The 25,269-nt window shown below is 72.7% G+C and carries 20 protein-coding genes and 1 rRNA gene; 5 read left to right on the top strand and 16 right to left on the bottom strand.

Annotation, left to right across the window (positions count from 1 at the left end):
- Positions 1-155: 155 nt before the first annotated feature.
- From OFY01_RS32105 to OFY01_RS32085, 5 genes are all read right to left on the bottom strand, one after another.
- A complete protein-coding gene (locus OFY01_RS32105) occupies positions 156-1,334 on the bottom strand; it encodes a ParA family protein (RefSeq protein WP_266605966.1) in 1,179 nt (392 codons plus the stop codon).
- Between the two features lie 341 nt (positions 1,335-1,675).
- Positions 1,676-2,791 carry an alanine dehydrogenase gene (gene ald, locus OFY01_RS32100; RefSeq protein WP_266605964.1) on the bottom strand — a complete coding sequence of 372 codons (1,116 nt, stop codon included), beginning with the start codon at positions 2,789-2,791 and terminating at the stop codon, positions 1,676-1,678.
- 147 nt (positions 2,792-2,938) lie between these two features.
- Positions 2,939-4,993 (bottom strand): tetratricopeptide repeat protein, encoded by a 2,055-nt coding sequence (locus OFY01_RS32095; protein WP_266605962.1) that lies wholly within the window; start codon positions 4,991-4,993, stop codon positions 2,939-2,941.
- 339 nt (positions 4,994-5,332) lie between these two features.
- Positions 5,333-5,971, bottom strand: coding sequence for an NUDIX domain-containing protein (locus OFY01_RS32090; protein WP_266605960.1), 639 nt, complete (start codon positions 5,969-5,971; stop codon positions 5,333-5,335).
- 124 nt (positions 5,972-6,095) lie between these two features.
- A complete protein-coding gene (locus OFY01_RS32085; RefSeq protein WP_266605958.1) occupies positions 6,096-7,760 on the bottom strand; it encodes a CTP synthase in 1,665 nt (554 codons plus the stop codon).
- A 564-nt stretch (positions 7,761-8,324) separates the two neighbouring features.
- Here OFY01_RS32085 and OFY01_RS32080 point away from each other — a divergent pair.
- Together OFY01_RS32080 and OFY01_RS32075 are read left to right on the top strand one after the other, a co-directional pair.
- Complete coding sequence (locus tag OFY01_RS32080; RefSeq protein ID WP_266605970.1) at positions 8,325-10,127, top strand: glycoside hydrolase family 15 protein; 1,803 nt, start codon at positions 8,325-8,327, stop codon at positions 10,125-10,127.
- A 100-nt stretch (positions 10,128-10,227) separates the two neighbouring features.
- A complete protein-coding gene (locus OFY01_RS32075; RefSeq protein ID WP_266605956.1) occupies positions 10,228-11,928 on the top strand; it encodes a PucR family transcriptional regulator in 1,701 nt (566 codons plus the stop codon).
- A 56-nt stretch (positions 11,929-11,984) separates the two neighbouring features.
- Here OFY01_RS32075 and OFY01_RS32070 read toward each other — a convergent pair whose 3' ends face one another.
- From OFY01_RS32070 to OFY01_RS32050, 5 genes are all read right to left on the bottom strand, one after another.
- Positions 11,985-13,163 carry a glycosyltransferase family 4 protein gene (locus tag OFY01_RS32070; RefSeq protein ID WP_266605954.1) on the bottom strand — a complete coding sequence of 393 codons (1,179 nt, stop codon included), beginning with the start codon at positions 13,161-13,163 and terminating at the stop codon, positions 11,985-11,987.
- A gap of 227 nt (positions 13,164-13,390) precedes the next feature.
- Positions 13,391-15,124, bottom strand: coding sequence for a DNA repair protein RecN (recN, locus tag OFY01_RS32065; protein ID WP_266605968.1), 1,734 nt, complete (start codon positions 15,122-15,124; stop codon positions 13,391-13,393).
- A 201-nt stretch (positions 15,125-15,325) separates the two neighbouring features.
- Positions 15,326-16,231, bottom strand: coding sequence for an NAD kinase (locus OFY01_RS32060; protein ID WP_266605952.1), 906 nt, complete (start codon positions 16,229-16,231; stop codon positions 15,326-15,328).
- A complete protein-coding gene (locus tag OFY01_RS32055; protein WP_266605950.1) occupies positions 16,228-17,043 on the bottom strand; it encodes a TlyA family RNA methyltransferase in 816 nt (271 codons plus the stop codon). Before OFY01_RS32055 ends, OFY01_RS32060 begins: the two co-directional genes overlap by 4 nt.
- Positions 17,044-17,050: 7 nt before the next feature.
- Complete coding sequence (locus OFY01_RS32050) at positions 17,051-17,311, bottom strand: hypothetical protein (RefSeq protein WP_266605948.1); 261 nt, start codon at positions 17,309-17,311, stop codon at positions 17,051-17,053.
- A 42-nt stretch (positions 17,312-17,353) separates the two neighbouring features.
- On the opposite strand from OFY01_RS32050, the gene OFY01_RS32045 reads away from it, so the two are divergent.
- Positions 17,354-17,701, top strand: coding sequence for an SCP2 sterol-binding domain-containing protein (locus OFY01_RS32045; protein WP_266605946.1), 348 nt, complete (start codon positions 17,354-17,356; stop codon positions 17,699-17,701).
- Here the strand turns inward: OFY01_RS32045 and OFY01_RS32040 are convergent.
- From OFY01_RS32040 to OFY01_RS32025, 4 genes are all read right to left on the bottom strand, one after another.
- Positions 17,685-18,515: an ABC transporter ATP-binding protein gene (locus OFY01_RS32040; RefSeq protein ID WP_266605944.1), complete on the bottom strand. Its 831-nt coding sequence runs from the start codon at positions 18,513-18,515 to the stop codon at positions 17,685-17,687. The genes OFY01_RS32045 and OFY01_RS32040 overlap by 17 nt on opposite strands.
- A 95-nt stretch (positions 18,516-18,610) precedes the next feature.
- Positions 18,611-19,657: a FecCD family ABC transporter permease gene (locus OFY01_RS32035; protein ID WP_266605942.1), complete on the bottom strand. Its 1,047-nt coding sequence runs from the start codon at positions 19,655-19,657 to the stop codon at positions 18,611-18,613.
- On the bottom strand, positions 19,654-20,706 hold the full coding sequence (locus OFY01_RS32030; RefSeq protein WP_266605940.1) for a FecCD family ABC transporter permease: 1,053 nt from the start codon (positions 20,704-20,706) through the stop codon (positions 19,654-19,656). The genes OFY01_RS32035 and OFY01_RS32030 overlap by 4 nt, the downstream gene beginning before the upstream one ends.
- A gap of 113 nt (positions 20,707-20,819) precedes the next feature.
- Entirely contained in the window at positions 20,820-21,872 is a 1,053-nt protein-coding gene (locus OFY01_RS32025) for an HAD hydrolase-like protein (protein WP_266605938.1), read from the bottom strand.
- 71 nt (positions 21,873-21,943) lie between these two features.
- Here OFY01_RS32025 and OFY01_RS32020 point away from each other — a divergent pair, with 71 nt between their 5' ends.
- Complete coding sequence (locus OFY01_RS32020) at positions 21,944-23,230, top strand: DUF1015 domain-containing protein (protein ID WP_266605936.1); 1,287 nt, start codon at positions 21,944-21,946, stop codon at positions 23,228-23,230.
- Between the two features lie 58 nt (positions 23,231-23,288).
- On the opposite strand, the gene OFY01_RS32015 is transcribed toward OFY01_RS32020, so the two are convergent.
- On the bottom strand, positions 23,289-24,119 hold the full coding sequence (locus tag OFY01_RS32015; RefSeq protein WP_266605933.1) for a tetratricopeptide repeat protein: 831 nt from the start codon (positions 24,117-24,119) through the stop codon (positions 23,289-23,291).
- Positions 24,120-24,404: 285 nt separating this feature from the next.
- Here OFY01_RS32015 and OFY01_RS32010 point away from each other — a divergent pair, with 285 nt between their 5' ends.
- Positions 24,405-25,073 (top strand): hypothetical protein, encoded by a 669-nt coding sequence (locus OFY01_RS32010; RefSeq protein WP_266605931.1) that lies wholly within the window; start codon positions 24,405-24,407, stop codon positions 25,071-25,073.
- Between the two features lie 119 nt (positions 25,074-25,192).
- On the opposite strand, the gene rrf is transcribed toward OFY01_RS32010, so the two are convergent.
- Positions 25,193-25,269: ribosomal RNA gene (rrf, locus tag OFY01_RS32005) — 5S ribosomal RNA — on the bottom strand; the annotation flags it as partial.

Raw genomic sequence — 25,269 nt, 5'->3', positions numbered from 1 at the left:
CGCCGCGGCGGCCGCCTCGTCGCTCTCGCCCGCGGGTCCCGGCACCCGCGCCTCACCGTTCGCCCCGCTCGTCGTGCCCGTCGACCGCCGCGGCGACGACGCCTGCAGTGCCATGCCCCCGGTCGTACGGAACAGTTCGTCGGCCCCGGGCAGACTCACTCGGCGTGACACCGGGCGAGCACCTCCCTGGCGAGCTGGCGATAGGCGGCGGCACCGACCGAGTTGGAGGCGTACGTGGTGATGGGCTCACCGGCGACCGTGGTCTCGGGGAAGCGCACGGTCCGGCCGATCACCGTGTGGTAGACGTGATCGTCGAACGCCTCGACGACGCGCGCGAGGACCTCACGGCTGTGCACGGTCCGCGAGTCGTACATCGTGGCGAGGATGCCGTCGAGTTCCAGGTCGGGGTTGAGCCGCTCCTGGACCTTCTCGATCGTCTCGGTCAGCAGCGCCACACCGCGCAGCGCGAAGAACTCGCACTCCAGCGGGACGATGACCTTGTGAGCCGCCGTCAGCGCGTTGACCGTGAGCAGACCGAGCGAGGGCTGGCAGTCGATCACGATGAAGTCGTAGTCGGACATCAGCGGCTTGAGCGCGCGCTGCAGCGTCGACTCGCGCGCGACCTCGCTGACCAGCTGCACTTCCGCGGCCGACAGGTCGATGTTGCTCGGCAGCAGGTCCATGTTCGGGACGGCCGTCTTGAGGAGGACCTCGTCGGCGGCCATGCCCCGCTCCATGAGCAGGTTGTAGACCGTCAGGTCGAGTTCCATCGGGTTGACGCCGAGGCCGACCGAGAGCGCGCCCTGCGGGTCGAAGTCGACGAGCAGGACCCGGCGTCCGTACTCGGCGAGCGCGGCACCCAGGTTGATGGTCGACGTGGTCTTGCCGACGCCGCCCTTCTGGTTGCACATCGCGATGATCTTCGCGGGGCCGTGGTCGGTCAGGGGCCCCGGGATCGGGAAGTACGGCAGGGGGCGCCCGGTGGGGCCGATCCGCTCGCGGCGCTGGCGGGCGGCGTCGGGGGCGAGCGTGGCCGCGTACTCGGGGTCGGGCTCGTACTCGGCGTCGGGGTCGTAGAAGTGCCCCTCGGGCAGTTCGTCGTAGTCGGCGAAGCGGCTGTCTGTGTCGCCGCTTCGGTCGCCGGCCATGGCGTTCACGTGATGGCCATCCATGCTCTGGTGTGCTGTCTGCGTCGGCGTCTGTTCGGAGGTGCTGCGGAAGCCGCTCTGCCGGTCCGCGAACGTGCGTACAGCGACGGAGCCGACAGCCTGAAGCCCCGCGGTTCCCTGTCCGCCCGGCTGGCCACCTCCGGGAGTAAATGTCGACTCATTCACAAGTCGTCTTACCTCCTTGGACGTGACCAGGAACATTTATCGATAGGTCAGCGTGGCACCATGCCGACGGTTGGCGACTCTATGGCGTGGCACCGCTCCGCAGCAACACAATCCGCCGGACCCGGCACGATGTGTCGGCAAACGAACACCCTCATGTCAAGGGTGTGCGAAGGTTCTTGGCCGTGTTTCGTGAGTGTACGAATCGGTTAAAGAGCTACGTTCACGGCGAGTTGACCACGAGTTGACCAAGACCGTACCGATGCGGCAACGGCCGGACCCCTCACAAGGTCCGGCCGTATGCGTGAGATTGACGACGTTCGTTGACGTCGTGCGGTGCCTGCTCAGCCGAGGAGCGTCTCCAGCTCGACGTGCTCCAGGCCGTGCGCCTCGGCGACCTCCTTGTAGACGACCTTTCCGTCATGCGTGTTGAGGCCGAGGGCGAGCGCCGGGTCGCGGCGCAGGGCCTCCACCCAGCCGCGGTCGGCCAGCTCCACGATGTACGGGAGCGTGGCGTTGGTCAGCGCGTACGTCGAGGTGTTGGGGACGGCGCCGGGCATGTTGGCGACGCAGTAGAAGACCGAGTTGTGCACCTTGAAGGTCGGCTCGGCGTGGGTGGTCGGGCGCGAGTCCTCGAAGCAGCCGCCCTGGTCGATCGCGATGTCGACAAGGACACTTCCGGGCTTCATGCGCGAGACGAGCTCGTTGGTGACGAGCTTGGGGGCCTTGGCGCCCGGGATGAGGACGGCGCCGATGACGAGGTCGGCGTCGAGGACGGCCTTCTCCAGCTCGAAGGCGTTGGACATGACCGGGCGGACCTTGGTGCCGAAGACCTTGTCGGCCTCGCGCAGCTTGTTGATGTCCCTGTCGAGCAGGGTGACGTGGAAGCCCAGGCCGACGGCGATCTGCGTGGCGTTCCAGCCGGAGACGCCGCCGCCGATGACGACGGCCCGGCCCGCGTGGACGCCGGGGACGCCGCCGGGCAGCACACCGCGGCCGCCGTTGGGTGCCATCAGGTGGTAGGCGCCGACCTGCGGGGCCAGGCGGCCCGCGACCTCGGACATCGGGGCGAGCAGCGGCAGCGCGCGGTTCGCCGTCTCGACGGTCTCGTAGGCGATGGCGGTGGTGCCCGACTCCAGGAGTGCGTCCGTGCACTCCCTGGACGCGGCCAGGTGCAGGTAGGTGAAGAGCGTCTGGTCCTTGCGCAGGCGGTGGTACTCCTCGGCGATCGGCTCCTTGACCTTCAGGAGCAGGTCGGCGGTGGCCCACACCTCGTCGGCGGTGGGGAGGATCTTCGCACCCGCGGCGACGTACTCGTCGTCGGTGATCGACGAGCCCACGCCGGCGTTCTGCTCGATGACGACCTGGTGGCCGTGGCGCACCAGCTCATGCACTCCGGCGGGGGTGATGGCCACCCGGAACTCGTTGTTCTTGACCTCGCGGGGGATGCCGACCTTCATCGTCGATCACGGTCCTTGGCTCAGGGGATATGTCGGGCAACGCACTACATACCAGTGTGCTGCGGGACACACCGGCAGAGACACCGCGGAAGGACGCGGCGGAGCCAGTCTAATGAAGGTTTTCGAGCTGTCTAGCCTTTCGATGCATCAATCTTCCGCAGATGCACTACGGATTTCGCAGGCGTTAGCGGGTCGTTGCGAAGGTTTTGCTTCCGGATCGAGCTCGTCGCCCAGCATCCGCTCGGCCGCGGCGCGGTGCAGCTTGGCCGCGGCCGGGTCGCCGAGCCGTTCGAGGGTGTCGGCGAGCCGCACCTGGAGCGCCGCCTGCAGCCGTACGTCCTCGGCCCGGCGCGCCCACTCGACCGCCTCGTGGCAGGTGCGCAGCGACTCCTCGGGGCGGCCCGCGTACTCCTGCACGCGCGCCAACTCGCTGAGCGCGCGGGCCTGTGCGGCCACATCGCCCTCCTTGCGGTAGCCGGCGACGGCCGAGCGCCAGCCGCGCAGCGCCTCGCCGTACCGGCCCGCGTAGGTGTGGGCGGTGGCGATGCGTCCGTGCAGCCGGGCGGCGTCGGCCCGCTCGCCGCGCGCGAGCCGGTGGGCGAGGGCGCGCCCGTACCAGTCGGCCGCCCGCTGCCAGTCGCCCAGCTCCTGGTGGGCACCGGCTACGGATTCCATCGCGCGGCCGGTCGCGTACGGGTCACGGGCGGCGCGGCCGGCGTCCAGGGCGGCCCGGTAGCGGGCCAGGGCCTCCTCGGTACGGCCGGTGCGGGCGTCGAGGTCGGCGAGGTTGAGCAGCGCGGCGGCCTTCTCGCGGGGCAGGTCGCGGCGCTCGGCGACATCGAGGACGAGCCGGTGGATGCCGTACAGGTCGGCCGCCGCCGCCTCGGCGCCGCCGTGCGCCACCAGGGCGCGGACGAGCGCGGCCATCAGACGGCGGGCCAGGGTGTCGAGGTCACCGTCGGCGACGGCGAGCCGGGCCGAGGCGAGCAGCGCGGGCCTGCGCACGCGCAGCCACTCGGCGGCGTCCTGCGGGCTCGCGAACCGCAGGGCGGTGGGCAGCCCGGCGAGCTTGCGGCGGGCCGGGGACCCCTCGGGCTCGGTGACGGCGCGGCAGGACGTGAGCAGCCGTACGGTCCGCTCCAGCATGCGGGCGCGGGCCAGCTGCACCTCGCCGGGCCGGTCGTGGGTCTCGGTGAGCGCGCGCAGCAACGGCAGCAGACAGCGCGGCACCTCGTACCGGGCCGTGTCCGGGTCGACCGAGCGGACCAGGGCGAGGGCGACCAGGTCGTCGAGGGTCTTGCGGGCTGCGGAGACCGAGCAGCCGGCGAGCGCGGACGCGGTGTGCGGGTCGACGTGGCCCTCGGGCGCCAGGCACAGGTAGCGCAGTATCCGGGCGGCGGGGGCGGGCAGCGCGGCGTAGGCGTGGTGGAAGACGCGGGCGAGGGCCGGCCGCTCGCCGAAGCCTTCGGCGGCGTTCAGCCGCTTGGCCAGGTCGGCGACGGATTCCTTGGGGCGGGCGGCGAGCCAGCCGCCCGCGATCTCCAGGGCGGCGGGCTCGGCGCCGCACAGTTCGACCAGGGACTCGGCGGAGCGCGGGTCGCAGGTGATGCGGACCGATCCCGCGTAGCGAGTGAGCAGTTCGACCGCCGACTTGGTGTCGAGTCCGCCGGGGGTGCAGGGCCGCACGTCCGGGATGCCGGTGAGCGGCCCCTCGGCGACCGCGACGACCAGGCAGTCACCGGTGTCGGGCAGCAGCGGGTCGACGTGTTCGGCGTCGCCCGCGTCGTCCAGCAGCAGCGCGACGCGGCGCGTGGCCAGGCCCGCGCGCAGCCGCTCGGTCAGCGCGTCGGCGCTCTCTCCGGGCGGGGCGGGCAGGCCCAGGGCGCCCAGCAGCTCACGGGCGACGCGCTCGGTCGGGACCGGGGCTCCGTCCGGCGTGGTCAGACGGGTGCGCAGCACGCCGTCCGGGTACTGGTCCGCGACCTGGCGCAGCAGCTCTTCGGCGAGGGCCGTGCGGCCGGTGCCGGCGCGGCCCGCGACGAGCAGGACCCGGGCGCGAGGGGCTTCGGCCTTGCGGCCCGAGAGGGTGTCGAGCCCGGCCCGCTCGATGTCGGCCCGCAGCTCCTTCAACTCCCGTCTGCGCCCCAGGAACTGACGCGGCGACACGTCCACGTCGTCCGACTTCACCGCCTGATCCGCCACCGGCCACGCTCCGTCTCGCCCAGCCCCTCCGGGGGTCGGCAGGGGCGGTGCCGAGCGTAGTTGAAGGTGTGCGGATGCCCTTGGCGGGCGGCACCGGGGAACAGGCGGAAGTCACCGGATCGGATCAGCGGATGGTGTGACCGGGCACGGTGGGCTCCGCCGGTGCGGGTGGGCGTCTGCAGGGTCGGGGTGCGTGGCCGGCCGCGGATGGGGGGGGTTGGCTGGTCGCGCCCACGCGGCGGAGTCGCACATCGGCGCTGCCCCGCGCAACCTCGCGAGCGACCACCCACGGCCCGCGTCCGCGTCCGCGGACGAAACAGAACCCGGCGGACGGAGGCGCTACGCGTCGAACGGCCGGGCGGACCACTGCGCGTTCGCCGGGCGAAGGGCGTCCACCCCGTCGCCCGACCGCGCCGCGCTCAGTGAAAGCACACCCACCACGAGGCAGTTGTTGTGAAGCTCACCGGCCAGGACGGCGCGCACGAGGTCCGCGAGGGGCACGCGGGCGAACTCCATCTCCGCCTCCTCGTCCTCCACCTCGAACCGGGCGCCCTCCGCCTCGGAGAGGTCACGGGCCAGGAAGATCCGAACGGCCTCCGAGCAGCCGCCGGGCGTCGTGTAGACGTCGGTGAGGACGCGCCAGTCCTCCGCCTTGACGTGCGCCTCCTCGTACAGCTCGCGCTGCGCGGCGTGCAGCGGGTTCTCGCCGGGCACGTCGAGGAGCCCGGCCGGGATCTCCCACAGCTTCATGCGGACGGGGTGGCGGTACTGCTTGAGGACGAGGACCCGGTCCTCGTCGTCGAGGGCGAGCACGGCGACCGAACCGGGGTGGACCTGGTAGTCGCGGTTGACCACCGAGCCGTCCGGCATGACGACCTCGTCCGTGCGCACGGAGGTCTTGTTCCCGACGAACGGGGTCCGGCTCGCCCGGGTCTCCCACTCCTCGGCGGTGTCCTCGATCGGCGTCACGGCCGTCATGTCGCAAGCCCTCCCACGTACCCACGGAGAAAACGGAAAACACAGAGAAAAGAACAGAGAAACCGGGGTACGTGCCGCATTCGGCACGTACCCCGGTAACCGTACATCGCTTGTGCGACGGGCCTTACTCGGCCGTCTTGCGCGCCGCTTCCTGCCGTTCGACGGCCGCCTTCACCAGACCGGCGAAGAGCGGGTGCGGCCGGGTCGGGCGCGAGCGCAGCTCCGGGTGGGCCTGGGTGGCGACCAGGTACGGGTGGACGTCGCGCGGGTACTCGACGTACTCGACGAGCTTGCCGTCGGGCGAGAGGCCCGAGAAGACGATGCCCGCCTTCTTCTCCAGCTCGGCGCGGTAGGCGTTGTTCACCTCATAGCGGTGGCGGTGGCGCTCCTCGACGTACTCCTTGCCGTCGTACACCTCGCGCACGATGGAGCCCTCGGCGAGCTTGGCCGGGTACATGCCCAGCCGCATGGTGCCGCCCATGTCGCCCTCACCGGCGACGATGTCGAGCTGCTCGGCCATCGTGGAGATCACCGGGTGGGCGGTGGCCGCGTCGAACTCCGTGGAGTTCGCGTCGGGGATGTCGGCGAGGTTGCGGGCCGCCTCGATGACCGTGCACTGCAGGCCGAGGCAGAGGCCGAGCAGCGGGATCTTGTTCTCGCGGGCGAACTTGATCGCGCCGACCTTGCCGGAGACGCCGCGGTCGCCGAAGCCGCCGGGGATGCAGATCGCATCGACGTCGCCGAGCTGCTTCTTGGCGCCCGCCGGGGTCTTGCAGTCGTCGGACGTGACCCACTTGATCTTGACGCGGGCCCGGTTGGCGAAGCCGCCCGCGCGCAGCGCCTCGGTGACCGACAGGTAGGCGTCGGGCAGGTCGATGTACTTGCCGACCAGCGCCATGACGATCTCGTGGCTGGGGTTGTGGACGCGGTCGAGCAGGTCGTCCCAGGTCGTCCAGTTCACGTCGCGGAACGGGAGGTCCAGCTTGCGGACGACGTAGGCGTCCAGGCCCTCGGCGTGCACGACCTTCGGGATGTCGTAGATCGAGGGCGCGTCGGGGCAGGCCACGACGGCGGCCTCGTCGACGTCGCACATCAGGCTGATCTTGCGCTTGATGGCGGTGGGGACCTCGCGGTCGCAGCGCAGCACGATGGCGTCCGGCTGGATGCCGATGTTGCGCAGCGCGGCGACGCTGTGCTGGGTGGGCTTGGTCTTCAGCTCGCCCGACGGGCCGATGTAGGGGAGCAGCGAGATGTGCACCACGAAGACGTTGTCGCGGCCGACCTCGTGACGGACCTGGCGGACGGTCTCCAGGAAGGGCAGCGACTCGATGTCACCGACGGTTCCGCCGACCTCGGTGATGACGACGTCGACCTCGTCCGTCGCCATGCGGCGGATGCGGTGCTTGATCTCGTTGGTGATGTGCGGGATGACCTGGACCGTGTCGCCCAGGTATTCGCCGCGCCGCTCCTTGGCGATGACCTGCGAGTACACCTGGCCTGTAGTGACATTGGCGCTGCCGTCCAAGTCGCGGTCGAGGAATCGCTCGTAGTGTCCGATGTCCAGATCGGTTTCGGCACCGTCGTTGGTGACGAACACCTCACCGTGCTGGAAGGGGTTCATCGTGCCCGGGTCGACGTTCAGGTACGGGTCGAGCTTCTGCATGACGACCCGCAGGCCGCGCGCCTTGAGCAGCATGCCGAGGCTGGAGGCGGTGAGGCCCTTGCCAAGTGAGGAGGCGACACCCCCGGTGACGAAGATGTGCTTGGTCGTCGTGGATTTGGGCGTCATGGCCAAAGGGGGGCTCCCGTGGTCGCGGTCTGGGGTGCGTACCGACGTGCTCGCCGAACTCTCGGGGGGAGGCGCCGTCGCTGCGGTTCGGGGGTCCGATGACCACCGGCTCACGGGCTACCAGGGTATCAGCGACAGGGCCAGAGTGTGTCCGGCCACGCTCCGCGCACGGGCCGCCACGCACGCGCGATGCCGTAACGGTACGGCCGCGAGGGCTTCACCCACCGCTCACCCGTTCGGCTCAGGCGCGTTGCCGTGAGGGGCACGCGGATCAGGCGGGTGCGTCGTATCCTGCTCGGACACTCGGCTGGCGAGTCACACTGGAGACGGCGGTACAACGGCGGCACCCCCGCCCGCTCCCGACCGTTCACCGCACCACGAAGCCCGTTCGCTCCACCCCAGCCGGAACGACCGGCTCGTCAGTTCGTTTGAAAACGATGTATATCGACGTATCACGACGACGTATCAAGACGATCCGTTGACCGTTAAGACCGCAGAGCGAGCGCCCCTCGCGGCAACTGCCGCACCACCGGGGCGTACGTGGCCGTTCGACTGGAGTTGCACGTGGCCGGGCGCATCGAGGATTACGCACTTATCGGAGACATGCAGACCGCCGCACTGGTCTGCCGGGACGGCACAGTCGACTGGCTGTGCCTGCCCCGCTTCGACTCGCACGCCATTTTCGCCGGGCTGCTCGGCACCGAGGACCACGGTTTCTGGCGGATCGGCCCGGCCCATCCGGCCGACGCCGCTCCCCCGGCCGCCGCACGCCGCACTTACCGCGGTGACTCGCTGATCCTGGAGTCCGAGTGGGACACCCCGCGCGGCACCGTGCGGATCACCGACTTCATGCCGCCCCGTGACGGCGCGCCGCAGCTGACCCGTGTCGTGGAGGGCGTCACCGGACGCGTCCCGATGCGCTCCGCGCTGCGGATGCGGTTCTCGTACGGGCGGATCGTGCCGTGGGTGCACAAGGTGGACGGCCGTACGGTCGCGGTGGCCGGACCCGACTCCGTGTGGCTGGACACGGACGCGGAGACCTACGGCAAGGACCTGACCACGTACTCGGACTTCACGGTGGCGCCCGGTGACCGGATCACGTTCACCGTCCAGTGGCAGCCCTCGCACAAGGAACAGCCGCCGCTGCCGGACCCGGCGGGCGCCCTGGAGGCGACCGAGGAGTTCTGGCGCGAGTGGGTGGGCCACTGCACCTACCACGGGCCCTACCGGGAGGCCGTGGTCCGCTCGCTGATCACGCTCAAGGCGCTCACCTACGCCCCGACCGGCGGCATCGTCGCCGCACCCACCACGTCGCTGCCGGAGGAGATCGGCGGCGTACGGAACTGGGACTACCGGTACACGTGGCTGCGCGACGCCGCCATCACCCTGTCGTCGCTGCTGCGCACCGGATACCGGGAAGAGGCGCGGGCCTGGCGCGAGTGGCTGCTGCGGGCGGTGGCCGGGGACCCGGAGAACCTGCAGATCATGTACGGCATCGCGGGCGAGCGTGAGCTCGGCGAGGCGGAGCTGGAGTGGCTGCCCGGCTACGAGGACTCGGCCCCGGTCCGGGTCGGCAACGGCGCGGCGCACCAGCTCCAGCTCGACGTGTACGGCGAGGTCACCGAGGCTCTGCACCTGGGCCACATGACGGGCCTGGCCCGCAACGACTACGCCTCGCTGCTCCAGCTCAAGCTCATCCGCTACATGGAGGGCCACTGGGACGAGCCGGACGAGGGCATCTGGGAGGTGCGCGGGCCGCGCCGCCACTTCGTGCACTCGAAGGTGATGGCGTGGGTCGCGGTCGACCGCACCATCAAGCTCATCGAGTCCGGTGACGCGGACGGCCCGCTGGAGGAGTGGCGCGAGCTGCGCGACGAGATCCACCGGGACGTGTGCGAGAAGGGTTACGACAAGGAGCGCAACACCTTCACGCAGTACTACGGCAGCAAGGAGCTGGACGCCGCGCTGCTGCTGATCCCGCAGGTGGGCTTCCTGCCGCCGGACGACAAGCGGGTCATCGGCACCGTCGAGGCGATCCAGCGGGAGCTGTCGACACCGGACGGGTTCATCCTGCGCTACCCGACCGACGGCGAGGACGCCGGTGTGGACGGGCTGCCCGGCGACGAGGGCGCCTTCCTGGCCTGCTCGTTCTGGATGGCGGACGACCTGGCGATGATCGGCCGCGTCGACGAGGCCCGCAAGCTCTTCGAGAGGCTGCTGGCGCTCCGCAACGACCTGGGACTGCTCGCCGAGGAGTGGGACCCGCGGCTGCAGCGCCAGGTCGGCAACTTCCCGCAGGCCTTCAGCCACGTGCCGCTGATCGACACGGCGCTGCGGCTGACGGCGAGCGGGGCGTACGGCGGGTAGGCGTCGGTAAGAGCCCGCCCTGGTAGGTGGCGTGCGGCGCCGTGCTCCGGTGACGTACGCCACAGCCGGACTCGGGGCGCGCACCGGTACCGTCCCCGCCATGGACAGCACCCCCCTCCCCGCCGGCCCGCACACGGCGCAGCCGCAGCCCCACGTCCCGCACGGCGGGCCGGGCGGCATCACGGTGCGGCGCGCCCTTGAGCTGCCGGGCCTGCGCAGCGGGCTGCCGGAGGTCGTGGCGGGCGCCGACCTGCTGGAGCGGACCGTGCGGTGGGTGCACGCGGGCGAGGTGCCGAACATCGCGTCCCTGCTCAAGGGCGGCGAGCTGCTGCTCACGACGGGGTACGGGATCGGTACCCGCCCCGCCGAGCAGCGGGCGTTCGTGCGCAGGCTCGCCGACCGGGGCATCGCGGCGCTCGTCATCGAGCTGGGGCAGCGGTTCACACGGCTGCCCGCGGCGCTCGTGGAGACGGCGCGCGGCGCGGGTCTGCCGCTGGTGCAACTGCACCGCGAGGTGCCGTTCGTGACGCTCACCGAGGAGATCCACACCGAGATCGTCAACGGTCACTACGCGCTCCTCCAGCGCGCCGAGGAGGTGCACCGGCGCTGCACGGAGGCGCTGCTCGCGGGCGGCGGCGTGCCGCACGTGCTGCGCATCCTGGCGGAGTTCAGCGGCAACCCGGTCTTCCTCGAGACCGTGGACGGGCAACTCCTGTACGCGGCCGGGGAGCACACCGACCTCACCGATCCGCTCCAGGTGTGGGAAGGCATGCGCGGCTCCCACCAGGACGATCCGCCGGCCGGCGCGGTGCTCGTGGACGTGCCGGGCGGCGGCCCCGGGACCGGTTCGGTGCGGGCGCGGCTCGTGCTGCTGCCGGTGGCCGGGCCGCTCGCGCCGGTGCACCGGATGGCGGCGGAGCGCGCGGCCGGGTCGCTGGCCGTGGTGCTGATGCAGGCCCGGCAGGAGGAGGAGCTGGCGGCGCGCGGCCGGGGCGACTTCCTGACGGACCTGGCGGAGGGGCGCATCACACCGGACGACGCCCCCGCGCAGGCCCGCGTCCTCGGCTTCAGGCCCGCGGGGCGGGGCCCGCTGCTGCCGGTGGTGATGCGCCTGCCGGAGGCGTCGGTCGCCGCGGTGGGGGTCTCCCCCGGCGGCGGCTGGGCCGTGCTCGCGCGGGCCGTGGCGGAGGAGCTGGCCTCGGTGGGCGTGCCGGTGCTGCTGGGTGTGCGGCCGGTCGAGGGGCGGGTGCCGCTGCTGCTCGGGCTGCGCTCGGAGCCGGAACGCGCTGCGGTCGCCGACCGGGTCGCGGCGGCGCTGCGGGCCGGGGTCGAGCGGGCCGGGATGCGACGGGCGGGCGGGCCCGCGCCGGTCGTGGTGGTCGGCGGGGCGGGCGGCTGGGCGGCGGCGGCCGCGGGTCTGCGGCATGCCTCGGAGACGGCGACGGCGGCACAGGGTCTGGACGACCGCGCCTGGCACGACGCGCGGCGCCTCGACATCGACCTGCTGCTGTGGCGGCTCGGCCGGCACGACAAGGACGTCCTGGCGGCGTTCGTGGAGCGGGCGATCGGCCCCCTGCGGGAACACGACCGCCGCGCCAAACCGCCGCTGCTGCCCACGCTGCAGACATATCTGGCGCACGCGGGCCGCAAGGCGGAGACGGCCCGCGAGCTCCACCTCAACCGCCAGACCCTCTACAACCGCCTCGCCCGCATCGGCGAACTGCTCGGCACGGACCTGGACGACCCGCAGACGGTCCTCGCGCTGAGCCTGGCCCTGCGGGCACGCCGACACGTGCCGTGACAGTCGCGTCGAGGCACCTCGGGCACCACGGCCGGGAGCCGGAGCGCGGCGCGTTTTCAGACGGCCCCGGTCAGCTCGTCGTAGACGCTGAGCACCTGGGCGACGGTCGCGTCCTCGGTCGGCCAGGACGCGGCCTGCGCGCTGCCCAGCGCGCGCAGGCGTTCACAGTGGTCGGAGTCGGCCAGGAGGCGCTCGACGGCTCGGGACAGCGCGACCGCGTCACCGTACGGGACGAGTTCGGCGGCGTCGCCGACCAGTTCGGGGATGCCTCCGACGGCGGTCGCCACGAGCGGGACCCGCGCGTGCAGCGCCTCCTGGGCGAGCGTCGAACGCGACTCCCAACTGCTGGGCAGGACGGCCAGGTCGGCGGCGCGCAGCAGTTCCGCGACGTCGTCACGGCGTCCGGCGAGCCGCACGGGCAGGCCCTCGCCGTCGATGCGCCGCTGGAGCGCGGCCCGCATCGGCCCCTCGCCCACGACGACGACCAGCGGCACCGGGTCGAGGCCGAGCCAGGCGTGGGCGGCGTCGAGGAGCACGTCGTAGCCCCGGTGCCGCTCCAGGCTGCCGACGGCCATCAGCAACGGCCGGCCGAGCGCGCCCAGGTCGGCGCGGGTCTTGTGGCGGGCCCGGTCCGCCTCGTCGGACGCGGAGTCCGGGCCGGGACCGGGGCCCGGGCCTGGGCCGGGCGTGCGGGGCGGCGGGAAGGAGACCGCGGCGAGCCGGGCGTCCCTGGCGCCGCGGGCGCGGGCCCGGTCGACCAGGTCGGTGGAGGTGCCGAGCACCACGGACGCGGCCCTGGCCACGCGCCGTTCGAGCACGCGCAGCAGCGGGGCGCGGGCCCCGTCGGCGTACGCGCGGGTGTGCCAGGTGACGACGAGCGGGACGCGCCGCCCGCTGAGCGCGAGCGCGGCCCGCAGCGCCGCGTGCAGCCCGTGCGCGTGAACCAGGTCGGCGTCGGCGCAGGCCGCGCGGAGCGCGGCGACGGAGGCCGGGTCGTTACGGCGCGGCACCGGCACATGGCGCGCCCCGACGGCCCCGAACCGGTAGGCCCGCTCGGCCTCGGGCGGCGCGCAGACGGTGACCCGGACGCCGCGCGCCACGAGCCCGGCGGCCAGGGACAGGACGTAGGCGCCGCCACCGTCACCGCCGCCGCTCCCCGCGCTGCCGCCGCCCAGCACCTGCACGGTGCGCAGCGCCGGTTGTCCGTGCGCCGAGGGGCTGCTGACGTGGCTCACGCTTGCCGGGCTCCTGGTGGGTGGTGGTGCGGGCGGGAACGGGCGCACCCGCACCGTATAGGTATACGTACGCCGATGCGCGGGCCCAAGGATGCCAGTCCGTACGCCCGTTGCGGCACGGCCCACGGTCGCGCACCGCGCGCGTACGGGCAACACGGCACACCGGATCACCCACATGGGTGAACCCGGGATCGCGCCGCCCCGACGAACCCGGCCGCCGCCCCCCCCTACCCGTCCGCCCGCGCCACGGCGAGCAGTTCCTCGGCGTGGGCACGGGCCGTCTCGGAGTCCTCCTGGCCGGCCAGCATCCGGGAGAGCTCGCGCACCCGGTCCTCGCCCTCCAGGACGGTGACGCCGGAACGCGTCACGGAGCCGTCGTTCGTCTTCTCGACCAGCAGCTGCCGGTCGGCGAACGCGGCGACCTGCGGCAGATGCGTGACCACGACGACCTGCGCCGACTTCGCCAGCTTGGCGAGGCGTCGGCCGATCTCGACGGCCGCCTTGCCGCCCACGCCCGCGTCGACCTCGTCGAAGAGGTACGTGGGCACGGGGTCGTTGCCCGCGAAGACGACCTCCACCGCGAGCATCACACGGGACAGCTCACCGCCTGACGCGCCCTTCGCGATGGGCCGCGGCGGGGCGCCGGGATGCGGGGCGAGCAGCAACTCGACCTCGTCGGCGCCGTTCGGTCCGCACACCACGGTCCGCCCGTCGACCTCCACGCCGTCGACGGCGTCGGTCTCGCTCTGCCGGATGTCGAAGGAGACCCGGGCGTGCGGCATGGCGAGCGAGGACAGCTCCTCGGTGACCGCGTCGGCGAAGCGGGCGGCGGCCTCGGTGCGGGCGTGGGTCAGTTCCTGGGCGAGCGCCCCGAGTTCGCCGCGCAGCGACTCGCGCTCGGCGGTCAGTTCGCCGATCCGCTCGTCGTCGCCGTCGAGTTCGAGCAGCCGCGCCGCGCTCGTCTCGGCCCAGGCGAGCACCCCCGCCGTACCCTCGCCGGCCTCACCGTACTTGCGCGTCAACTGTCCGAGCGCCGCCCGCCGTTCCTCGACGGCGGCGAGCCGCAGCGGGTCGGCGTCCAGGTCGTCCGCGTAACCGGCGAGCTCCGCGGCGACGTCCGTGAGCAGGATCTGCACCTCGCCGATCCGTTCGGCGAGCGCCCCGAGCGCCGGGTCGTGGGAGCGCACGGCCTCCAGGGCCCGGTGCGCGCCACCGACCAGCGTCTGGGCGTCGACGCCCTCGGGGTCCTCCGGGTTCCCGGCGAGCGCGGCGTGCGCGGCGGCGGCCGCGGAGGCGAGCGCCTCGGCGTGCCCGAGCCGCGATGCCTCCTCGGCCAGCTCCACGTCCTCGCCCGCGCGCGGTTCGACGGCCGCGATCTCGTCGAGCCCGAACCGCAGCAGATCGGCCTCCTGCGCCCGCTCCCGCGCGCGCGTGGTGATGGTGTCGAGCTCGGCGGTGACCGCCTTGAGGCGCTTGTACACGGCCTGGTACTTGGCGAGCGGCACGTCGACGGCGTCCCCCGCGTACCGGTCGAGCGCCTGCCGCTGCCTTCCCGGTTTCAGCAGGCCCTGCTGGTCGGTCTGTCCGTGCACGGCCACCAGGTCGTCGGCCAGCTCGCTCAGCACGCCCACGGGCACCGACCGGCCGCCCAGGTGCGCGCGCGAGCGCCCCTCGGCGGAGACGGTGCGGCTGACGAGGAGCACACCGTCGTCGAGCTCGGCCCCCGCCTCCTCGGCCCGCACCAGCGCAGCCGATCCGGCGGGTACCGCGACGCGCCCCTCGACCACGGCGTTCTTCACGCCGATCCGCACGAGCGCCGGGTCGGCGCGCCCGCCGAGCAGCAGTCCGAGGCTGGTGACGACCATGGTCTTGCCCGCGCCGGTCTCGCCGGTCACCGCCGTGAAACCGGGTGACAGCTCGACCACTGCGTCGTCGATGACTCCGAGCGACCGTATCCGCATCTCCTCCAACACGGACACGACCTTACGAGGTCCGGGCCCACCTGTGCGACGGCCCCTGCTCCCGCGGGCCGAACGAGCAGGTGACGCGTGCCCGGTCCGTGCCGCTGTCACCCACGTGTGTCACCCGCGTGGGTGGGGTTGCCCCTGGGCCGAAAGGGCGGGTCTCCCTCATCGGGACATCCGGCGATCCGTACCAGCCTCTCAGTGCGGCGCCCCCCGCCACCCGGCCACCGGCAGCGCGAACTTGGCCACCAGGCGGTCCGTGAACACCGCGTGGTGCAGCCGTGCGAGCCGGACCGGGACGGCGCCCCGCCGCACCTCGACCCGTGCCCCGTCGGGCAGCTCCACGGTCCGCCGTCCGTCGCACCACAGCACGCCCGGCGGGGTGTGCTGCTGCACCTCCACCGCGAGCACCGAGTCCGGCGACGTGACCAGCGGCTTGGCGAACAGGGCGTGGGCGCTGATCGGCACCATGAGCAGCGCCTCCACCTCCGGCCAGACCACGGGCCCGCCCGCCGAGAACGCGTAGGCCGTCGACCCGGTCGGGGTCGCGCACACGATCCCGTCGCAGCCGAAGCCGGTGACCGGCCGGCCGTCGATCTCCAGGACGACCTCCAGCATCCGCTCGGGCTCGATCTTCTGCACGGCGGCCTCGTTGAGCGCCCAGTCACGGTGCACGACGTCGCCGTTGCGGTGCACGACGACATCGATCGTCATGCGCTCCTCGACCTCGTACGCCCTGGTGACGACCCGGTCGACGACCTTGTCGAGGTCGTCGCGCTCGGCCTCGGCGAGGAACCCGACGCGGCCGAGGTTCACGCCGAGCATGGGGATGCCCGAGGCGCGCGCGAACTCGGCGCCGCGCAGCAGCGTCCCGTCGCCGCCGAGCACGATCAGCAGCTCGCACCCGTCGAGGCAGGACGGGGTCGCCTCCTTGGCCAGCTCCACGCTGTCCGGCAGCGGCAGATCGGCCGCCTCGGCCTCCAGGACCCGCACGCCGATGCCGCTGCGCAGCAGCCCCTGGACGACGAGTTCGGCGCTGCGGACGGCGGCGGGCCGCCCGGTGTGCGCGAGGAGGAAAACAGTACGAGCTCGGGTCTGTGTCAACGCGGCCCCTCCGCCACTGCTCGGTCGACGTCGGCCGGGTCCAGCTCAGGCGCCCCGGCCCGCAGCCACAGAAAGTACTCGACGTTCCCGGAGGGGCCTGGCAACGGGCTCGCGGTCACCCCGAGCACGCCGAGCCCCAGCCGCCACGCCTGCGCGGCCACCTGCCGTACGGCCTCGGCGCGCAGTTCGGGGCTGCGCACGACGCCGCCGCTGCCGAGCCGCTCCTTGCCCACCTCGAACTGCGGCTTGACCATGAGCACGAGGTCGGCGCCGGGCGCGCAGCAGCGGACGAGCGCGGGCAGCACGAGGCCGAGCGGGATGAACGACAGGTCGCCCACCACGATGTCGACCGGCTCACCGTCGATCGCCTCCAGCGTCAACTCCCGTACGTTCGTGCGGTCCTTGACGGTGACCCGGTCGTCGCTCTGCAACGACCAGGCCAGCTGCCCGTAGCCGACGTCGACGGCGACGACATGGCCGACTCCGGCGCGCAGCAGCACATCGGTGAACCCGCCGGTCGACGCGCCCGCGTCCAGCGCGCGCCGCCCTTCGACGGCGAGCCCCCGTGGCACGAACGCGGCGAGCGCGCCCGCGAGCTTGTGCCCGCCGCGCGAGACGTAGTCGGGGTCGCTGTCGTCCTGCGTCACGACGATCGGCGCGGCCGTCTCCACCTGGGTCGCCGGCTTGGTCGCCACGGTCTTGCCGACGCTGACCCGGCCCGCGGCGATCAGCTGGCTGGCGTGCTCGCGCGAGCGGGCCAGCTTGCGGCGGACGAGTTCGGCGTCGAGGCGGCGACGTGCCACACCTGCCACGGTCGGTTCAGCTCCTGTTGTCGTACGAGGGTGATGGCTGGGGCCGTGCGTCCAGCGCGGTCAGCGCGGCGCGCAGGCCCTGATGTACATCCTCGTACACCTCGACGTGCCCGTCCGCCGCGAGGTGGTCCACATCGCCGAGCCGCTCCAGTTGCGCGTCCACGTCGGTGTTGCCGGTGGCGGTGCGCGCGACACCGAGCGGGGCAGGGGCCGCGGGTTCGTACGACGGCTCTTCGACGGGCGACTCTTCGACGCGGCTCTCGCTCATGCCACGACGCTACCGCGAGCGCCCGGTGTACCGTCGGTCACGATGGCCACGATCGAGGAGTGCAGGACCGCACTCGAGAGACTTTCGGACAACATGGCGAGCGCCGAGGGCGACGTGCGTGCCGCGACAGCGCTAGACCGCTCGGTGACCTGCCGCATCACGGACCTGGACATGACGTTCTCCGGCCGTCTGGAAAACGGCCGGATCGCGGTGCACGACACCTCCCCGGGTCCGCCCGCGCAGAAGGCGCAGATCCGGCTCGCGATGACCGGCGACGACCTGGTGGCGATGGTGGACGGGCAGCTGCACTTCGCGAAGGCGTGGGCCTCGGGACGGGTCCGCCTGGAGGCGTCCTTCCGCGATCTGCTGCGCCTCAGGACGCTGCTGTAGTCACCTGTCCGGCGCCGCCGCGCCGCTTCCCGGCCCGCCGCGCCGCGGGCACCACCAGCGGCGTTCCGGTCTCGGGATCGTCGATGACCTGGCAGGCCATGCCGAACAGGCGGTCGACGAGCTCGGCGGTGACGACGTCCTTCGGCGCGCCCTCGGCGATCACCTCGCCGCCGCGCAGCGCGATCAGGTGGGTCGCGTACCGGGCCGCGTGGTTGAGGTCGTGGAGCACGGCGACGAGCGTGCGCCCCTGTTCCTCGTGCAGCTCCGCGCACAGGTCGAGGACGTCGATCTGGTGCTGGATGTCGAGGTACGTCGTCGGCTCGTCGAGCAGCAGCAACGGTGTCTGCTGGGCGAGCGCCATGGCGATCCACACGCGCTGGCGCTGGCCGCCGGAGAGCTCGTCGACGTACCGGTCGGCGAGTTCGGCGACGCCGGTGGACTCCATCGACTCGCGGACCACCCGCTCGTCCTCGGACGACCACTGGCGCAGCAGCCCCTGGTGCGGGTAGCGGCCACGCGCGACGAGGTCGCCGACGGTGATGCCGTCGGGCGCGATGGACGACTGCGGCAGCAGCCCGAGCGTCCTGGCCACCTTCTTCGCGGGCATCGACTGGATGACGCTGCCGTCGAGCAGAACCCGTCCCGCGGTCGGCTTGAGCATGCGGGACAGGGCGCGCAGCAGGGTCGACTTGCCACAGGCGTTGGGGCCGACGATCACCGTGAAGGAGTTGTCGGGGATCTCGACGGACAACTTCTCGGCGATGACGCGCTGGTCGTATCCGAGGGTCACGTCGTCGGCTGCCAGCCGGTTCACAGCAGTACTCCTTGACGGGGCGAGGGAGGAGGAGAGGGCGGAGGAAGAGGAGGGGGACGGCCAGGGAGAGGGGGAAGGCGACGGCGCGCGGCGGCTCATATCCGCCCCGCCTTGCGTTCGGTGACCAGCAGCCACAGCAGATAGAGGCCACCCACGACGCCGGTCACGGCGCCGACCGGCAGCTGGTCCGCGCCGAACGCCCGCTGCGAGGCGAGATCGGCGGCGAGGAGCAGTGTGGCGCCCATGCAGGTGGCGGCGAGCAGGTTGGGGCCCGGCGACTTGGTCAGGCGTCGGGCGATCTGGGGCGCGGTCAGCGCCACGAAGGCGACCGGCCCGGCCGCCGCCGTGGCCGCGGCCGTCAGCCCGACGGACGAGACGAGCAGCAGCATGCGGACGCGCTCCACGCGCACGCCGAGCCCGCCCGCCGCGTCGTCGCCCATCTCCAGCATCCGCAGCGGCCTCGCGCACGCGCCGACGACCGGCACGACGACCGCGAACAGCAGGAGCAGCGGCCACACCTGGTCCCAGCCTCGCCCGCCCAGCGATCCCGTCATCCACACGGTGGCGCGGGCGGCGTCCACGAAGTCGGCCTTGGTGAGCAGATAGCCGTTGACGGCGGTGACGAACGCGGCCACCCCGATGCCGACGAGGACGAGCCGGTAGCCGTGCACGCCGCGCTTCCACGCGAGGAGGTAGATCGCCACGCCGGTGACCGTGCCGCCGACGAGGGCGCCGAGGGCGACCTGCGTGGCGCTGCCGCCGAAGATCACGATCATCACGAGCGCGCCGGCGGTCGAGCCCTGCCCGAGCCCGAGCACGTCGGGGCTGCCCAGCGGGTTGCGCGAGACGGCCTGGAAGAGGGCGCCGGACAGGCCGAGCGCGCCGCCGACCAGCAGGCCCACCAGGGCCCGGGGCAGCCGCAGCTCGTTGACGATGAACTCCTGCCCGGCGTTCCCGTGACCGGCGAGGGTGCGCAGCACGTCGACGGCGGGGATCTCGAAGTCGCCGGTGCCGATCAGGACGACGCTCGTGGCGAGCGCGGCCACGAGCAGGACGGCCACCACGACGGCCGACCTGATGTCGAGGCGGACGGAGAGCCCGCCCGGTGTTCGTAGCGTCTTGGTCACCTGGGTGGTCTTCACAGCTGGGCCGGCCTCCGACGTCGTACGAGAAAGATGAAGACCGGCGCGCCGATGACGGCGGTGACGATGCCGACCTGCAACTCGGCCGGGCGGGCCACGAGCCGTCCGACGACGTCGGCGCCCAGCAGCAGCACCGGGGAGAGGACCGCCGCGTAGGGCAGGATCCAGCGCATGTCGGGGCTGGTGAACGAGCGCACGATGTGCGGAACCATCAGGCCGATGAAGACGATGGGCCCGCAGGCGGCGGTGGCCGCCCCGCACAGCACGGTGGCCGCGGCCATGCCGAGGGCGCGAGTACGGCCCAGGTGCGCGCCGAGGGCGCGGGCCGTGTCGTCGCCCATCGCCATCGCGTTCAGCGGCCGGGCCAGGCCGAGCGCGAGCAGCGCGCCGACGACGACGAACGGCAGCACCTGCTGAATGGTGTCCGTCCTCGCCGAGGCCAGCGAGCCGACCTGCCAGAACCGCATCCGGTTGAGGGCGACGTCGTCGCCGATCATCACCGCGTACAGGTAGCCGGAGAGCGCGGCGGTGACCGCCGTACCGGCGAGGGCCAGGCGGACCGGTGTGGCGCTGCGGCTGCCGCCGAGGGCGTGGACGAGGACACCGACGGCGGCGGAGCCGATGAACGCGAACCACACATACCCGCTGAACGATGTCACGCCGAAGAAGCTGATCGCGGTGACGACGGCCGCGGAGGCCCCCATGTTGATGCCGAGGATGCCCGGGTCGGCGAGCGGGTTACGGGTCAGCGCCTGGAGCACGGCGCCCGCGAGCCCGAGCGCGAGTCCGGCGACCATCCCGAGCACCGTGCGGGAGACGCGCTCGCCGACGACCACGTCCGCGTACCGCCCCGTGTCGTGAAACAGCCCGTGCCAGACCTGGTCGAGAGCGAGCGGTCTGGCGCCGAGGGCGATGCTCGCCACGGCCACGGCGACCAGCACGAGGCCGGAGACGACGAGCCCGGCGGCACGCGGCATCGCGCGGCGGGCGGGGGGCGCGGGAGGTGTCACCGCGTCGGCTTGCGGAGGACTCTGACTCTCAACCAACACGAGGTTAGGTTAACCTACCCTGTCAAAACCCTTCCTTCCTCGGCTCGTCCACTCACTCCCCCACACCGCCCCCTCGGCCCGCCGCGCGGGGCCCGCCCGAAGCCCGCGCCGCCTCACAGGCCCAGCCGCGCCAGCGCCTTGGCCGGGTCCAGCTCGCACACCCCCTCGCCCGCCGCCGTCCACGCCACCGCGCACAACGCCCGCAGGCCGTCGACGGGCGCACCGTCCCCCTCCAGCTCCAGGCGTCCGTCCATCGCAAGGGCCGTCCACCCTCCGCACCGGAACCCGCCGCCGTCCGCCACGACGTCCGGCTGGCCGGTCAGCAGTCCGCGCAGGTCCAGGTCCACATAGGTCGGCCGGTGGTGCGGGGGCGCGGCGAGCAGCTGAGCGGCGTCCGTCACGCCGGTCAGCACCAGGAGCGAGTCCACCGCCCCGTTGAACGCGCCCTCGATGTCCGTGTCGAGCCGGTCGCCGACCACCAGCGGTCTGCGGGCCCCGGTCCGCAGGATCGTCTCCTTGTGCATCGGCGGCAGCGGCTTCCCCGCCACCTGCGGCTCGGCACCCGTCGCGATCCGGACGACCTCGACCGCCGCCCCGTTCCCCGGCGCTATGCCGCGCGCGCTCGGGATCGTCAGATCGGTGTTGGACGCGAACCACGGCACACCGCGCGCGATCGCGTACGCGGCCTCGGCGAACCGGCCCCACACCATGTCGGGCCCGCCGTACCCCTGCACCACGGCCACCGGGTCCTCGTCTGCCGACTCGACGGGCTCAAGGCCCCGCTCCTGCAGGGCCACCCGCAGCCCCTGCCCGCCGATCACGAGCACCCGCGACCCCTCGGGCACCTGCTCGCTGATGAGCCGCGCCACCGCCTGCGCCGACGTGACGACGTCACCGGCCGCAGCGGGTATGCCCAGCTCGGTCAGATGCTCCGCCACGGCTCCGGGCGTGCGCAGCGCGTTGTTCGTGACGTACGCCAGCGCCATTCCGCCGTCCCGCGCCGCGGCCAGCGACTCCACGGCGTGGGCGATCGCGTGCCCTCCCGCATAGACCACCCCGTCGAGGTCGAGCAGCGCCGTGTCGTACGCCTCGCTCAGCGCACGCGCGCTGCCCTCGGGCCGCAGCCGCGCCCCGCGGCCGGCCGCTCCGCTCGGACTCTGGCTCATTCCGTATCGCTCCTTGCTCGATCCCACTCCCCGATCATCCCTCACCCCACTGACACTCGTACGATGCTCAGATGAACACTGCAGGTGGCGGCCTCGATCTGATCCCGTTCCGGGGCGTTCGCTACGTTCCCGAGCGCGTCGGCAGCCTCGCCTCCGTGACGTCGCCCCCGTACGACGTCGTCGTACGCCCCGACGGCCTGCACCACCTGGAGAACGCGGACCCGCACAACATCGTCCGCCTGATACTCCCGCAGAGCGGCCCCTCCGGCTCGCCACAGTCCCGCAACGACCAGGCGGCCGCCACGCTCCGCCGCTGGCTCACCGAGGGCGTCCTGGCCCCGGACGCGGCGCCCGCCCTGTACGTGTACGAGCAGCGCAGAGGCGACGTACTGCAACGCGGTGTCATAGGCGCGCTGCGACTGTCCGACGCAGCCGAAGGCGTGGTCCTGCCGCACGAGGACGTCATGCCGCACGTGGTCGAGGACCGCGCGGGCCTGATGCGCACCGCGGCCGCCAACCTGGAGCCCCTCCTGCTCAGCTACCGCGGCAACGGCAACGCGACGGGCACCACCGCCGTCATCGAACGCGCCGTGCACCGTCCCCCGCTCCTGGCCACGACCACCGAGGACGGCTACAGCCACCGCCTGTGGTCCCTCACCGACCCGGCCGAGCAACAGGAGATCCACCGCGACCTCTCCGCCCACCAGGCGCTCATCGCCGACGGCCACCACCGCTGGGCGACCTACCTGCGGCTGCGCGCCGAACACCCCTCACCCACCCCGTGGGACTTCGGCCTCGTCCTCCTGGTGGACTCGGCCCGCTACCCGCTACAGGTGCGCGCCATCCACCGCCTCCTGGGCCGTCTCCCCCTGGACCGGGCCCTGGCGGCGGCTCGCGACGCCTTCCGCGTACGCGAGATCCCCGGACCGCTCGCCAACGCCATGAGCGCCTTGGAGCAGGCCGTGGCGGACGGCGGCAACGCCTTCGTCCTGACCGGGACCGAGGACACGTACTACCTGCTGGACCGCCCTGACCGCGCCCTCATCGCCCGTACGGTCCCCGCGGACCGCCCCGATGCCTGGCGCAACCTGGACGCGACGGTGCTGCACGCGACGCTGCTCGGGCACGTCTGGGGCATACCCGAGGACTCCCCCGCCGACGTCTCGTACATCCACGACACGGAGGCGACGGTCGCCAAGGCACGGCGCGACGGCGGGACGGCGGTCCTGATGCACCCGGTCCGTGAGGACGTCGTCCGTGAGCTGGCCCGGCAGGGCGTGACGATGCCGCGCAAGTCGACGTCGTTCGGCCCGAAACCGGCGACCGGCCTGGTCCTCAGGACGCTCGCCAACGGATGACGAACGGGCGGGCCCCGTAAGGAGCCCGCCCGTTCGCGACATACGCCTGCCGGTGTGTCTACTTCTCGTCCGACGACTCCGACTCCGACTCCGACTCCGACTCCGAGGAGCCCGACGAGTCGTCGGTGGCGTCAGAGGTGGTTCCGATGCCGGTGTCGGCATCGGTTTCCTTGTCGGTGTCGGTGTCGGTGTCGGTGTCGGTGTCGGCGTCGGCGTCGGCGTCGGCGTCGGCGTCGGCGTCGGCGTCTACGGTCTCGTCGAACGCGTCGACGAACTCGACGCCGTCCAGCTCCGCCAGCCGGTCGGACGCGTCGGTGCTGCCGTCCTTGTCGGACTCCACAGCCTTGGCGAACCACTCCCGCGCCTCGCCGTCGCGGCCCGCGGCGAGCAGCGCCTCGGCGTAGGCGTAGCGGAGCCGGGCCGTCCACGGCTGCACGGAGTTCGAGGCGAGTTCGGGGCTCTGCAGGGTCACGATCGCGGCCTCAAGCTGTCCCATGTCCTGGCGCGCGCCGGCGGCGACAAGGCGCATCTCGACCTGACCGGCCTTGTCGAGCTTCTGCACCTCGGGCGCTCCGGCCATGTCGAGGGCCTTCTCGGGCCGACCGAGCCCTCGCTCGCAGTCGGCCATGACGGGCCACAGCTCGACGTTGCCGGTCATGCGCCGCGCGGCACGGAACTCGGCGAGCGCCTCGCTGTACTTCTCGTGCGCGTACGCGGCGAAGCCCGCGGCCTCCCGCACGGCGGCGACGCGCGAGGCGAGACGGAGGGCGACCTTGGAGTAGCCGTAGGCCTTCTCGGGGTCCTCGTCGATGAGCCGCGCGACCATCACCAGGTTCTTGGCGACGTCCTCCGCGAGCCCCTTGGGCAGCGACTGGAGTTCCTGCTGCACGTTCTTGTCGAGCTCGAACCCGGAGACGTCCTCAGGGATCGGCAGCCGCTTGATCGGCTCGCGGTCGCGGTCCCGCTCGTCGCGGAAGCGGCCACCGCCGCCGCGCCGGTCGTCGCGGCGGTCACCGCGGCGGTCGTCTCGCCGGTCGTCGCGCCCACGGAACCCACCGGGCCGCCCGCCACGGTCGTCGCGGCGGAAGGGCGGCCGGTCACGGTCACCATCGCGCCGCGGACCACGGTCCCGATCCCGGTCACCGTACGGACGGTCCCCGTACGAGCGTCCGCCGTGGGGCCGGTCGTCCCGCCGGAAGTCCCGACGCTCGCCACTGCGCTCACCGCCGCGGTCGTCCCGGCGACCGTCACGGCGGTCATCACGGCGGTCATCCCGGCGGACGTCACGGCGGTCGCCGTCACGGCGGTACGAGGGCCGGTCACGGTCACGGTCACCATCGCGCCGCGGACCACGGTCGCGGTCCCGGTCACCGTACGGACGGTCGTCGCGCCGATCCCGGAAGCCGCCTCGGTTGTCGTCTCGCCGGAAGTCACGACGCTCACCGCGCCGGTCACCGCGCCGGTCATCACGCCGGTCATCACGACGGTCGTCGCGACGGAAGGGCGGCCGGTCACGGTCACCATCGCGCCGCGGACCACGGTCCCGATCCCGGTCACGGTCACGGTCACGGTCACGGTCACGGTCACCGAAGGAACGGTCATCGCGGCGGTACGAACGACGGTCGCGGTCACGGTCGTCGTCACGGCGGTACGAGGGCCGGTCACGGTCCCCGTCGCGACGAGGACCACGGTCCCGGTCGCGGTCGCGGTCGCCGAAGGAACCGTCGTCACGGCGGTCGCGGCGCGGACCACCGCCACCGCGGTAGCCGCCACGGTCACCACTGTCCCGTCGGCGCTGGTCGCGCCCCGGTCGATCGTCGGGAGAGTTGGTGGACATCGGTGACTCCTGTCTTCGGTACCGCAGCCATTCTCGCGCGTCCGCACAGCCGGCGCGCCTCGGCAAAACAAAAAAGGACCCTTGGTCCCAGCGTGTGTGCCGGGACCAAGGGTCCTCCAAAAATTGTTCGGCGGCGTCCTACTCTCCCACAGGGTCCCCCCTGCAGTACCATCGGCGCTGAAAGGCTTAGCTTCCGGGTTCG

The sequence above is a fragment of the Streptomyces beihaiensis genome, assembly GCF_026274175.1.
GTDB classification, from domain to species: domain Bacteria; phylum Actinomycetota; class Actinomycetes; order Streptomycetales; family Streptomycetaceae; genus Streptomyces; species Streptomyces beihaiensis.
This window is presented reverse-complemented; position numbering and strand designations above follow the sequence as displayed.